The following is a 13,314-nucleotide window of genomic DNA, read 5'->3' on the forward strand; positions in this document are numbered from 1 at the left end:
CCGCAGCCTTTCGATGCCGACTTCGGACTCCCGCCGTCACCAACTTTCGGCGATAGCTCCTGCAATCATTCAGACCAATTCTAGCGGCTCACCCTAACGTTGTTGATAAAGCCACACAACCGTTGAAGGTATAATGCGACTTCTATCTTATGTCCCCCGTAAATCTACGGGGAAGCAGGCGAGGGGCATGGGATGTCGTCAGCGATCGGAGCGGCGGGACAAAGAGCGATCGAGCACTCTACAATCCAATATTTCGTATCCTCTTGGATTAGAAATACTGATTCTGGCTGTACTTTTGGCTTGAAGGTTCTTGCTCCGATTTTCCAGATGTTTCTCGAGGCGGCGCGTCAGTTTCGTTGCCTGGGACGAACCTGTTTCATTCTCGCGTGCGCCGCAACCGCAGCCGATGCAAACCCGCAATTGGGATATCCGATCGTCGTCAACAATATCCCTCTGACTACCCAGTACGTCACCGAGCCAGCCGCCGCTTGTCAGCTCGCAGCTTTGTACCCGCAATATATCATCATCGGCTTTTACGATTATGACGTTCATTTGCCGTTGAAATTCAACGGCGTCGAAGTTCGCCCGAACGGCAGCCTTATATGCTACGTTGCCGACGCCACCCGAGTGGCGTACGAGATCAACATCACATCGCCCGACTGCGTCTCCGGCTACGCACTGCAGAGAGGAGTGTGCACAAAGGATCCGAGCCGCGGCCCCCCGAACAGCCACGCCCCCGCGCCGCAGAACAACCCCGATCCGTGCACAACTGATCCGAGCGTTGGCAATCCGATCTCACTCTCGGGATCTTCGAAGTCTGAGGATGCCGTCGACTTCGTGTCGGGAGGAGCGCGCCCGCTCGGGCTTGTACGCCACTATCGAAGCCGCGGAACGCCGGGACAACGGCTAGGCACGGCACGGTGGCACTTCGACTTCGAGTACGAGATACTCGTTGGCAACACCGTTGCCGTGTTCTCGCCAGACGGCGTCGAATACGATTTCAACCAGCCGACGCCGGGGGTCTACGCGAGCGCCTACAGCGACTCGAAAGTATCGCTGACGAGCTTCGACAATGGCGGCACGAAGCTCTTCTCGTTCAAGGACGAGAATGATCGAACGGTCATTTTCATACAGAGCGGGAATACCTATTGGCCCAAATCGATCACGGAAAGGAACGGCGTCAGTAAGGGTATCATCGCCAACACAGCCGTACATCCCACGCGAATCGACTCCATAGGATTCGCCGATTCGAGGCATATCGATTTTCGCTACGAGACGAGCGCCTCGGGAACCCCTCTCCATGTCTCGAGCGCAACATTTTACACCTATGCGCAGAGCACAGGCCCCACTGAATACTTCAAGATCGACTACGGATATACGAACGGCAACCTGACGACTGTCACGAGGTCGGAAAAGAACAACGGAGTATGGCAGCAGCTCGATGTGACGACGTATCACTACGAGAACACGACCTTTCCGGACCTTCTCACCGGAGTGACTGACGCCCGAGGCGTACGTTACGCAACTTGGACATACGATCCGGATGGGCGACCGATCTCCAGCTCGCACGCGGGTGGCGCAGACCTGACCACGGTTGTTTATGACGATGCTGCCGTGACCCGTACGGTCACCAATGCTCTTGGAAAGCAGGCTACCTACTCGTTTGCAAAGCGAGAGGGGACGATGAAGTCAGCAGGAGTGGTCGGCCAGGCGACCACCAATTGCCCCGCTTCGGCCCGATCCGTCAGCTACAATACGCTTGGGCAGGTCAGTCAGGTCGCCGATGACGAGGGACGCGTCACAGCCTATACGAGGGATTCTTACGGACGCCCGACCTCGATCGTACGCGGAAGTGGCACCGCAGCGGCGACTACCACGGGTTTCGTGTACGACAACACCTTTAATGTGGTCGCGCAACAGGTCGAACCTGGCCTGACCACGACATACACCTGGAGCGCGGCCGGTCAGCTGTCGCAAGTGACCCAGACCGACACGACGTCGCAGACGGCGCCGTATTCGACCAATGGACAGACGCGGACCTGGACGTTCAACTATACCGGGACGCTGCTGTCGAGCGTTGACGGCCCCCTCCCCGGCCCAGGCGATACGGTCTCTTTCTCGTACGATGCCAACGGCTATCCTGCCTCCTACACAAACGAGATCGGACAGGTCACGATCATCAACTCGGTCAATTACCGCGGACAGCCGACGCTCGTCACCGATCCCAACGGCGTCACCACCAGCCTTACCTACGACGCGCTCGGCCGACTACTGACTGTCACCGTCGACCCATCGGGATTGGCCGCGACGATGTCGCTGACATACAATGCAGTTGGCGATGTCACCAGAGTGACGCGCGCGAACGGCGCCTATCTGTCTTATACCTATGATGATGCGCGGCGGGTGGTTCAGATCCAGGATAATACTGGCGCATCCATCTCACTGACGCGCGATGCGATGGGCAACGTCACAGCGCGGCAGATCAAGGGATCTGACGGAACCATCCAGTTGGCGCAGACGGCCGTATTCGACGAACTCGGCCGACTGTTGAAGTTCATCGGGGCTTCAAAGCAGACTTGGGTTCACGGCTACGACAAGACCAATAATCGCGTCTCGATCACCGACCCGCGCTCGAATGTCTTCGGCTGGTCATTCGATTCGCTGAACAGGTTGATCAATTCGAAAGACGAGGAGGGCAACAGCGAGACGGTCACCCTCGATGGCAGAGATGAAGTAACCAGCTATAGCGATCCCCGCTCTCTCAACACCACTTTCGTGCGGAACGGCTTCGGCGACGTAATCCAGCGAACGAGCCCCGATACGGGCACGACCACCTATGTCTACGATGCCGCCGGCCGACCGACGCAAATGACTGACGGGCGTGGCGTCGTTACCAATCTGACCTATGACGCGGCAGGGCGCGTGTTGAGCAAGCAATATCCGGCTGCACCGGGGGAGAACGTCACATTTTCCTGGGATGGGACATCTGGCGGAAACAAGGGCGTTGGGCGCCTGACACGGATCGACGACGCCTCCGGGAGCATCGAGTGGACCTTCAATTCGCTGGGACAGGCCATTCAGGAGAAGAAGACAACAGCCGGGATCGTCTACCTCGTTGGCTATGCCTATGATCTCGACGGCAATCTGACCCGCATCACCTATCCATCCGGCCGGATCGTCAACTATTACCGCGGTGCAACGGGGCTCGTGAACACCGTGACGCAGCAGCCGGGCGCCGCAACTGCCGAAATGCTGCTCGCTAAGTGGGTGACTTACCAACCCTTCGGTCCATTGCAGTCGCTCTCGTACGGCAATGACCTAATCCTGTGGAAGACATTCACGCAGGACTACAATTTGAGCACCTTCGTGGTCGAGCAGGGATCGAATTCGGTCATCAACCGTGCCTATACCTACTGGTACGATGATTTCGACATCACCAATGTCTGGGACAACAATGTCGCCGGTCGGACCGACAACTATGTCTTCACTCCGGGTCATCGGCTGCAGAATGTCTACGGGGACTGGGGGACGCAGACCTATTGGCAGGACCCGGTCGGCAATCGGACCGGCGACGTCTTTACAAATGGCACAACCACCACGACAAGAGTTTTAGGCTATCCGTACAACAGCAATCTCTACGTCGGCACCACTGAGGGCACGAATACGCTGCGGAGCGTCACGAATGACGGAGTCGGCAATATCGTCACTGATGTCAGGGGCACTACGACCTACAACTACCGCTATAATAATCGTAATCGGCTCGATCAGCTCACAATCGGCACGACGGTGACCGCGAGCTACGTCTATGACGGGCTCGAGCGGATGGCCGTTCGGACCACCCAAAATATGACGCCATCGACTACGACCCACTATATCTATGACAGCTCTGGGCGGCTATTGGCCGAGGCAGGCGCGAACGGCACGACGCAGCGGGAATACGTCTGGCTGGATGATACACCCCTTGCGCTTTTTGCCGATCTGGACACGGCAACGCCTAAACAATGGTACGTGCATCCTGATCATCTCGATCGCCCGAGCAAGATGACCGACGCAAACCAGACCGTGGTTTGGGACGCATGGTACTGGCCTTACGGTGAGGTCCGCTCGATCACCGGAACCGCAAGCAACAACCTGCGATATCCGGGTCAGTATTTTCTCGTCGAGTCAGGGCTTCACTACAACTGGCATCGGCATTACGATGCATCGATTGGGAGATACACGCAGGCAGATCCGCTTGGGCTCGTCGCAGGGCCGAGCCTCTATGTTTACGCTGGCGGGAATCCTGTCTCTTTTACAGATCCGACGGGAGAATTCGCGTGGGGCCTCGCTTTTGCCGCAGCAGATATTGGACTTCAGCTCTACGAGAACGGCGGAAACTGGCGGTGCATTAACCTCGGAGAGGTTGGACTCAGCCTCGTCGGGGGGGGCCTCGCTGGCGCCTTGGAGAAGGGAGCGTTCCGATTTAAGGATTTTGGGAGTCATACTTGGAACGCGACACGCAAATGGATGAACAGGGAAGGCATTCAGCTGCTCGGGGAAGGGCAGGTAAGACATCATTGGCTATTGGAGCGGAACCAAGGCATAGGACGGATGGTACCGGATTGGATTAAGAACCAGCCCTGGAACACCAATCCCATCTCCGCGTCCCTCAATTCGACGCTCGCGCAGTATCCCGAGCTGGCTTGGGTGGCTGGCCCCGGATGGTCTAAGAGCCTAACGATCGGCGCAATTTTAGCGGGCACTTCACCCCGGGGAGGCGGATGTGACTGCAGATAGTGGGCCACGTACCTTGCTGTTCTTTGATGAGAGAAGAGAAACGATCCTGCCATATAGCAGCGATGCGTTCAAAGTCTCGACGGGTCCGAGAGAACGGGTCCTTGAGCGCTATCTCGGGGTAACTGTTTTGGATCGTGACGGGACAATCTGGCGGATTGATGAGATTCGCTTCGAGCATCTTTGGGGTGAAAGCCGTTGGCGAAGAATATTCAGCTTTTTGAATGGTGGGACCAGGAAGATATCGGTAACTCTGCGCCAGGCGCCTGAAGTTCGCTTTAGTGAGATGCGGCAGCGCGCCGTCAACTATATAACAAAACGTCCCGCACTCGTTGAGCAGTACTTTGACAAGACGGATCCTGAACAGGCTGTAAGTCAAGCGGCCCGGTCGTCAACGGCGTCAGAGCTCTTTGACGCCCTGGGAGCACCGGCGCCGTTAGACTGCCTCGACGCGCTCATTGCTGGGTCCTGATTCCTCGAAAAAACCAGCATGACTTCACCACTACATTGCAGTGATACGGCGGTTAACGGATGGACCGGCTCATACCAATGATGTTGATACTTGTCGGCGACCGAATCGATGGCTAATGACGGAAAAGGTTAGGCATGCGCTGAGACGGGTCGTTCAATTGAGAATCGTCCCAGCGCTTGAGCAGCGAGGATTCCGGACGATCCCGCTTACGGGCAGTGATGCGCGGAGCCGGGAGATTCGTTCCGCATTCCCATTTGGGAGACTGCGGCGCGAAGGCATTCAAGGATTTCAGATCGTCGAAATCCAGCTCGACAAGTGCGGCCGCCCCGCGTTTCGCCTCAACCTTGGCATCGTCCCTCGAGAGGGGATTGTCCATGCGTCAGGGCGCATTCCTGCAGAGGACGTATGGGTCCAGTATCTCGAACAATACTTCCAGGTGTATCGTCGCCCATTCTTCAGGCGCTGGTTCGATGCGCGGGGGTGGCTGGGTTCGGCGCCAACAGAGGCGGATATCGAAGCGACCGTCGATGAGGCCGTTACCTTGATGCCTGAAATCGAGGAGGTGTTCGTCAGTGGAACTTGTGGTCCGCACGTAAGATGCGTGGGAGGCTAGCCGCGACCATGGTCCAATGCCTCCATCAACGCGCCGTCCAGCGAGCCGAGCACCTTTGGCAATGCCGCAGGATCTAATCAGGACGGATCAGTGTGAGATCGCCTCGAGATTTACACAAAGTACGCGGCAGAGCGAACGCCGTCAAAGCATCGGGCGGCAAGGTTGTGCAATCCGAGACGATGGCTGGCGAACCAACAGTGGGTTATCAGATACCGGCAAAGTTGAACTAGACGCCCGCGTAAAGGTCGAGACGGCCGTCGGCAACACGACGAGACTCGTCGCCAGCTCCCCCGTTGCGCGTCTTTGGTCTTGAGCATTGCAGCGAAAAGACCGAGCAAATCCGTAGAGCGTCAAGGATGGTCGGTGTTGAGCGACGTCCGTAGGCGCTTCGCCTCGTACGTGTCGAGCAGCGCCATCGATCTAATGTCACTGACAACGCCCGGGAGCTTCCAGCCGAGATTTACGGCGATCGCAGATCATGGGATTTAGCCGACCCCATCCATCGGCGCAAACGCGGCGCTGATCCGCCGCTTCCATGAGGCCAAGCTCGCGGATGCGCCGGAGGTCGTGGTCTGGGGCACCGGCACGCCGCGGCGCGAGTTCCTCTATGTCGACGACATGGCGGATGCCTGCGTGCACCTGATGAAGACCTATTCTGACACCGCGTTGGTCAACATCGGCACTGGCGAGGATATCACCATTGCCGACTTCGCCCGCGTGGTTGCCGCCGGGGTAGGCTTCAAGGGCAGCATCAGCTTTGACCGGTCACGGCCGGATGGCACACCACGCAAGCTTCTCGACGTCTCCCGCCTGACGGAGCTTGGCTGGCGCGCGACGACTTCCCTGGAAGTGGGAGTCGGGCTCGCCTATCAGGCATTCTGCGCGAAGCGGCGACGCAGTCGTTAGTCATTGTTCGCAAGGGCGAGACCACCAAAGGCCATTCGGCGCTGGATCTCGTTGAAGCTGCCGTAAGCCTCGATCTCAGCAACGATGTCAAGACCCCGATAGTGCCGCGAATAATCCGGATTCTGGGCCCTGATGAAGTGCTCGGCTGCCATGAGAGCCTCACACTCCTCCGTCCGACGGTTGTTGTTGATAGCGGCGAGCCCCCCGTTCTGCGACAAGACGCGGCGCACCTCACGAGAAAGCGTGGCCTATCAGTGAAGTGCCTGCGCCACCGCGACTAGCTAGCCTCCCGGTTGCCAGCCGCATCTCTCGATTGCCGGTGCGGATCAAACATTTGCTGCGGCAGCAATACGTAGCACCTTGCCACCGCGCGGACTGAGCCGCCCCATGTTTCCGTGACATTGCGGGCCTCGTCTTCGTCGCTTCAACGTAAGCGTAGCTCTGCGGCCCTACTGACTGGCGCTTGACGCCTATTTGGTCCGCGGGGTACGACGCCGCGGCGTCCCGCTTTCGCACAAGGCATTGACAGCTGCGTCGAGCGTCTTCCGGTCGATAGTCGACGTCCTCGCCAAGCTCGCGGCCAGGAAGGTGTTCCACAGACACTACGTCTCTGACAGAGCGCTGGTCGCGAGCTTACGTCATCTTCCAGCTGAGAAGGAAATAGGGATGTACCGGATTGTCCGTCATTCGAATAACAGCTCGATATCGAGAAACCTGGCCTGACTTTGCAACTTCGATACAGATCATGAAGGCGCGACCGCGCAAGGATGACGTTGGTTCTTCGTTTGCGCCGATCGGAAATGGAGGCGGGCGATCGGAGGCTGTCCCTTGCGTACTGATCATCTCGGGCATCGCCGCCAGAGCTTCAGGTGTGGCACGTCGTGGGTCAACGAACTGGCTTCCGGAATACACGGTCACGGCAGGTTCGATCCGCTGGAAGAGAGCAGGCGTCATGTCCATTACGAGAAGAAGCTCGTCGACGCTCTGAAACGGACCGTTGCGCGGCCGGTGGGGACTATTCGCCGCGCGATAGTCGAACTCCTTGGCGCCATTAAGATGCTTCAATTCGCTCGCGGTTCGCCAGTCCACGATCTTGTCTGCAAGCCCACTTGCCGCATCGGCGTTTAGCCCCACCGACCGCAGCAAACTGGCAAGCAAGGCAGGGTCGGCCTGGTTGATGTCGATCTTGCCGAGCTCGTCCTGGATCACGATCCGGATCTCGGCTTCGCCAAAGTGGAGCAGGTGAACCTCGCCTACACCTGGACGCAAGAGGCGATCAGATTTTTGATCAAACAATCCCGACACGGCGTAGTCCAGCGCCCCGTCTGCAGTCGCGCTCAGAATCGCAAGTTCACAATCGTTGCGGGCGAGGCGGTACGACACCTCGCTGCCCCAGAGCAGCGACAGTGACAACGTTGTCAATAATCCTAGGATCCACAGGATCGCTATGACTGGCATTTCTGATCTCTGGGACTGCCATGGTCCGAAGATCGCTTGGCGGACGACGGTTTCGAGAAGACATGTAAGAGACCTAGCTCATATGAGAGCACCGAGAAGCCGAGCCAAGCAGGAACGAACAATTCGCGCTCCTCCTCTACGAGCGGCTGTCTGCGGATTGGCCCTTGATCTTTCGTCTGTGCGAACAAGGCTATTCTACTCCGACTCAAGGGGCCGCAGCGCGGCCTGTATTCTTCAATTCTTGGGGTAGAGCTGCAAGTCGATCGCGCGCCCCGCCTGCTCGATCCGAACACCTGACGCGTCGATCGATGTCACCCGCCAGCCCTGAAACGTCTCGTTTTCGTTGATCCAGGAGCCTGCGCCCCCGCCAACCTTGCTGAGCAGATAGGCCTTGCTCGTGCCGCCGTTGATCATGACGCCGCCGACCAGGAGGCCCGGGTCAGTGGCCACCGGGGGCGGAGCGGCCACCGGCATCGGCGGTGGCGGCGCGGGTGGGGGCGGAACGAACGGCTCGCGCGACTTCTGGAACACCGGATGGGCCAGGATCTCGGCATATGTCTGCAGCGGCTGCCGTCCAGCCACGCCCGCCATGGTCCGGGGCACCGGCGCTTCCCAAGCCGCGCGGCGGGCGCCGGGCGCTTCTCCGCCTCCGACCGACGTCGCGAGCCAGGCGCCGAGCACTAGATCAAGACCCGCCAGGAGCGCCAAAACTCCGGCAAGCGGCGTCACCCGCCATCGCACGAGGCTCCTCATTGCACCGCACCGTAGATGTCGAGCTGCGCCTGAAGCACTGGCTCCTCGGCCGTTCCCGGGCGCATCGCAGGCGCGCTCTTCAGCACCGCATTGGCAATAAACAAATATGGCCTTGCGCTCTCGACCGCGTGGACCGCACGCATGACGGCGGGCAACGGCCCGGACAGATCGATCCGCGCGCCGCTGTACTTGATCTGATCGACGGTCCGGCCCGGCAGCGATTGAATCGCGCGGGACTGGGCGCCGGCATTGCCCATGATCGTCTTCAGCTTCGTCTGCAGGTCGGCGGCGATCACGTTCTCATTCGCACCCGTCAGAAACTCCCCGTTCTGGAGCTGCGACTCGGTTTCGGAGGCAAGGCCCTCGATGGCCGATGCCTGGGCTGCGATCGCGCTCAACCGTGCCAGCAGCGCCTGCTGTTGCTGGATCCGCGCCTCCCGCTCGGCGAACATCGCCGCGATCGGCGCCACGAAGCCCCAGAACAACAGCGCAAGAAGCGCGAGGTTGACGACGATGAAAAGGCCACGGCGTCCGAGCGCGTCCCTGCGCTTCGTCCATTCGCTCATGGCGCCACCTCCTTGATGGCATCGGGCACACGAATCCTGGCCTGCAATGAAAAGCGTTCCCGGTTCTCGATCGGATCCATCGCGACCGGCGACGTCAGGGCAGCGTCCACGAACAGTCTCGATCCACCGAGCGTGTTGATCAGGCTCGGCGCCGCGGCCGAGAATCCGGTCATCGTGACCGTTGCGCTCCGCGGGTTCGCTCCCTCCACGAGCCGCAATTCGGTCAGCCAGGAATGCTTCGGCAGAATGCGCGAGGCTTCATCCCAGACGTCGATCAATCCCGGCACTTCGCTGCGCTGCAGCCGAAGACGCGACAGCGCCGTCCGCCGCTCCCGCAATTGATCCACCAGGACGCGAACGCGCTCGGCGCCCTTGCGGGCCACAACGATCTCGGCTTCGAGCCGATCGAGCGTGGCCTGCTGCCGGGCAAAGGTCAGGACCGCGATGCCGGACCCTAGAAGCACGGCGAGCGCGCCGAGCACAGCGATCGCAACGGTGGAGGTCTTGCGGGCAGCCGCAGGACGCGCCAGTCGGATCGACGGCGAGGTTTGATCGTCGCCGAACACGACAAAGTCGATGTGCGCGACGGCAAGCCCGAGCTGATCTGCGGCCTGCTGCACGTGATGGCGCCGCGTCACCCATTGCCGAACCGCGATCCGACCGTCAGGCGATGTGGCGGTCAAGTGGTCGCAATAGATGTCCTCCGCCTTGAACGGCGTCCGGCGCAACAGGTCCTGCGGCACGATCGTATCGATCGCGCCCTTCGCCTCGGGTGGAAGCATGAGCTCGCGGCGGAAAACGCTCTCTTCCGGCAGACGCAAGCCCAGATCCACGTCGCGCCGATCCAGACCATGACGCTGCAGGATGGATGCGATCGCCGCCGTCACCTCACCTGCATGGGTCGTTTCACCAGCCTGCACTCCTGATCGGGGATCGTTCAACTGAAGCCGGATCCCCGTGTCGTCGCGATCGACCAGAAATCTCGGCCGGCCGGCCGGCGCCAGCGCGGCCACGAACCGTTGCGGCAGCAGATCGACCGCTTCCCTGCACCACCAGGCGGCCGCCGATTGCGCCCAGTCGCGCGGACGCGCCGCACGAACCGTGGCCAGCAACGCGCCTCTATCCTTGCTCTCATGCATCGCCCGTCCCGCCGCCCTATCCCATGCGCGTCGCGCGCAGAACTTCGTCGATCGTGGTCTCGCCGCGCCAGACCTTCCGGATTCCGGTCTCGTACATGCTCTGCATGCCCTGCTCGCGGGCGGCGCGCTCGATCGCAGTGTCCGACGCCTTGGCCAGGATCAGACTCTGACATGCCTCGTCGATGACCAGCATCTCCGCGATGGTCGAACGACCGGAGAAGCCGGCATTGCCGCAATCGGAGCAGCCGAGAGGCTGGCGAATGTCGGGCCGCCCATGCGCACGGAGCCCGGTCACGGAGCGCTCGAAGCTCTCCGCCCAATAGGCCGCCTGCGGATGTCCATGGGAACAACGAGGGCAGAGCCTGCGCACTAGGCGCTGCGCAATCACGCCCTTCAGCGTCGAGGCCAGCAGATAGTTCTCGACGCCGATGTCGATCAGCCGCGTGATCGCAGACGCCGCATCGTTGGTGTGCAGCGTCGAGAGCACGAGGTGACCGGTCAGCGAGGCCTGAATGGCGATGCGCGCCGTCTCGAGATCGCGGATTTCACCGATCATGATGATATCCGGATCCTGCCGGAGCATCGAGCGCAGCGCGTGAGGAAACGTCAGCCCGATCTCCGACTGGACCTGCACCTGATTGATCCCCGGCATCTGATATTCGATCGGGTCCTCCACCGAGAAGATCTTGCGCTCGGTGCTGTTGAGCGTCTTCAGCGCCGTATACAGCGTCGTGGTCTTGCCGCTGCCGGTCGGTCCGGTGACCAGGATGATGCCATTGGGCTGCTGCAGCAGCGCCTGGAGCGTCGCGATATGCTCCGCGGAGAAGCCAAGCTCGACAAAATCGAGGCTGATGCGATTGCGGTCGAGCACGCGCAGCACGACGCTTTCGCCGAAGGCCGTGGGGATCGTGGAGACGCGGAAGTCGATGTCGATGCCACGGACCGCGATCTTGATGCGCCCGTCCTGCGGCAGGCGCCGCTCCGCAATGTCGAGCTTCGACATGATCTTCACGCGGGACGTGATCGCGGCACGCAGGTCCGCCGCGAGCACCTGGACCGAGCGCAAGGCGCCGTCGATGCGATAGCGGACGAGCACCTGGTCCACATTGGGCTCGATATGGATGTCCGACGCCCTCGCCTCGACGGCACTGGTGATGATCTGGTTGACGAGGCGGATGATCGGCGCCTCGCTCGCAAGATCGCGCAGCCGCTGCACGTCGGCTTCGTTGGCCTCGGCGCCGCCGGTGGCGCGGGTCTCGTCGCTACGCGACATGGCGGGATAGAGCCCCGCGCAGGCCTTGTCGAAATCCGCCGCCGTGAACAGCCGCATGTCGACCGAAAGGCCCGTGAGGAATGCAAGGGCCCGGATCGGATCGTGGTTGAACGGATCGGTCACGCCGACGGCAAGCCGGCCATCGCTGCAGCCGAGCGGCAGCACATGATTGTGACGCACGAACTCCGCTTCGACCAGTTCGGGCAACACAGGGTCGATCGGAATCTGATCCGGACGCACCAGATCGAGTGCCAGGAATTTCGCCAACGCCGCGACCAGACCGGCCTCCGACACCAGACCGAGCTTGGTCAGCACGGTGTCGAGCCTGTCTCCGGTGGTTTGCGCCGCGCGTCCGGCACGGTCGAGGCTCATACGATCGACGATGCCTTCGGCCCGCAGGAAGTCGCCAAAACTCTGCAACAGCGCGGTCCGGCCCATGTCGGGCATGGACCGGTGCAGCTGCGCTCGCGGCTCCTCAATGTCTGCGGCGAAGGCGGCGTCCTGCTGCATCGCTGGCCCTGCGCGTCCGGTCATCGCGTCCCCCAGCTCAGCACCCAATAGGGCTGCTGCGGATTCTCCGTCAGGCGCACCGCGACCTCGCCTGCGACCACGCGTGACGCGTAGGAAAACTCGGTCCGAATCGTGAAGGCGCGGCCACGCAGCACCGTCATGGGGTTGCCTTCGGCGAGGCCAGATCTGGCACCGTCACGCGCGGCCAGCGTCGCTTCGGCGCTCTGCACGGTCATGCCAGGCAGCGCGCGCAGCACCTCGCGCGGCGCCAATTGCGGATCGACGAACTGCCGTCCCGAATGGACCGTGAGCGCCGGCGCGATCCGGGCGAAGATCGAAGGTGTCATGTCCATGACCAGGAGCAGCTCATCGACGCTCTGGAACGGACCGTTGCGCGGATGATAGGCGGCGTTGCGCGACGCGTAGTCCCGGTCCTTGGCGCCGTTCAGATGCTTCAGAGACGTTGCAGTTCGCCAGTCCACGATCTTGTCGGCCAGGCCGGCGGCGGCCCGCGCATCCAGCCCTGCTGATAGCAGCAGGCTGTTCAGCATGGCCTCATCGGTCTGGTTGAGGTCGACCCGTCCGAGCTCGTCCTGAATCCTGATGCCGATCCGCGTGCCGTTGAAATCGAGCGTGTAGAGACGGCCGTCGGCGCGCCAGCGGTGGTCCGCCCGGGCATCGAGCAGACCGTCGATGGCGGCGTTCACGCCGGCCTCGACGAGCGCACCGAGAGAGGCCTGATCGACCCCGTTACGGGCAAGGCCATAGGACACGCTGCTCGACCATGACAGCGACAGCGCAATCGCCGTCAGTAGCGCGAGCCCCCAGAGAACCGACAGCACCGGCATGTC

At 61.0% G+C, this 13,314-nt stretch carries 10 protein-coding genes and 1 pseudogene; 3 read left to right on the forward strand and 8 right to left on the reverse strand.

Annotated elements, in window-relative coordinates; translation table 11 throughout:
* The first annotated feature begins 327 nt into the window (after positions 1 to 327).
* The gene (locus QX073_RS27085; protein WP_316226674.1) at positions 328 to 4,776 is read left to right on the forward strand and encodes an RHS repeat-associated core domain-containing protein; all 4,449 of its coding nucleotides are present in this window, start codon (positions 328 to 330) and stop codon (positions 4,774 to 4,776) included.
* Positions 4,763 to 5,245, forward strand: a complete 483-nt coding sequence (locus tag QX073_RS27090) for a hypothetical protein (RefSeq protein ID WP_315716353.1) — start codon at positions 4,763 to 4,765, stop codon at positions 5,243 to 5,245. Before QX073_RS27085 ends, QX073_RS27090 begins: the two co-directional genes overlap by 14 nt.
* A gap of 112 nt (positions 5,246 to 5,357) precedes the next feature.
* On the opposite strand, the gene QX073_RS27095 is transcribed toward QX073_RS27090, so the two are convergent.
* A complete protein-coding gene (locus QX073_RS27095; RefSeq protein WP_315716354.1) occupies positions 5,358 to 5,621 on the reverse strand; it encodes a hypothetical protein in 264 nt (87 codons plus the stop codon).
* A gap of 750 nt (positions 5,622 to 6,371) precedes the next feature.
* Between QX073_RS27095 and QX073_RS27100 the strand changes: the two are divergent.
* Positions 6,372 to 6,764, forward strand: a pseudogene (locus QX073_RS27100) (NAD-dependent epimerase/dehydratase family protein); the annotation flags it as partial.
* On the opposite strand, the gene QX073_RS27105 reads toward QX073_RS27100, so the two are convergent.
* The 7 genes from QX073_RS27105 to QX073_RS27135 form a co-directional block, all read right to left on the reverse strand.
* Positions 6,761 to 6,916: a hypothetical protein gene (locus QX073_RS27105; protein WP_315783586.1), complete on the reverse strand. Its 156-nt coding sequence runs from the start codon at positions 6,914 to 6,916 to the stop codon at positions 6,761 to 6,763. The pseudogene QX073_RS27100 and the gene QX073_RS27105 sit on opposite strands and share 4 nt — an antisense overlap.
* A 481-nt stretch (positions 6,917 to 7,397) precedes the next feature.
* Positions 7,398 to 8,177, reverse strand: coding sequence for a type II secretion system protein GspK (locus QX073_RS27110; RefSeq protein ID WP_316187774.1), 780 nt, complete (start codon positions 8,175 to 8,177; stop codon positions 7,398 to 7,400).
* Between the two features lie 279 nt (positions 8,178 to 8,456).
* Positions 8,457 to 8,975, reverse strand: coding sequence for a hypothetical protein (locus QX073_RS27115; protein WP_316226675.1), 519 nt, complete (start codon positions 8,973 to 8,975; stop codon positions 8,457 to 8,459).
* The gene (gene gspM / locus QX073_RS27120; RefSeq protein ID WP_315759577.1) at positions 8,972 to 9,541 is read right to left on the reverse strand and encodes a type II secretion system protein GspM; all 570 of its coding nucleotides are present in this window, start codon (positions 9,539 to 9,541) and stop codon (positions 8,972 to 8,974) included. The genes QX073_RS27115 and gspM overlap by 4 nt, the downstream gene beginning before the upstream one ends.
* Positions 9,538 to 10,653 (reverse strand): PilN domain-containing protein, encoded by a 1,116-nt coding sequence (locus QX073_RS27125; RefSeq protein WP_316226676.1) that lies wholly within the window; start codon positions 10,651 to 10,653, stop codon positions 9,538 to 9,540. The genes gspM and QX073_RS27125 overlap by 4 nt, the downstream gene beginning before the upstream one ends.
* Positions 10,654 to 10,696: 43 nt before the next feature.
* A complete protein-coding gene (locus QX073_RS27130; protein WP_410052395.1) occupies positions 10,697 to 12,487 on the reverse strand; it encodes a GspE/PulE family protein in 1,791 nt (596 codons plus the stop codon).
* Positions 12,484 to 13,311: a type II secretion system protein GspK gene (locus QX073_RS27135; RefSeq protein WP_316200640.1), complete on the reverse strand. Its 828-nt coding sequence runs from the start codon at positions 13,309 to 13,311 to the stop codon at positions 12,484 to 12,486. Before QX073_RS27135 ends, QX073_RS27130 begins: the two co-directional genes overlap by 4 nt.
* Between the last annotated feature and the right edge of the window lie 3 nt (positions 13,312 to 13,314).

The sequence above is a fragment of the Bradyrhizobium sp. SZCCHNS3052 genome (assembly GCF_032484495.1).
In the GTDB taxonomy this organism is placed as follows: domain Bacteria; phylum Pseudomonadota; class Alphaproteobacteria; order Rhizobiales; family Xanthobacteraceae; genus Bradyrhizobium.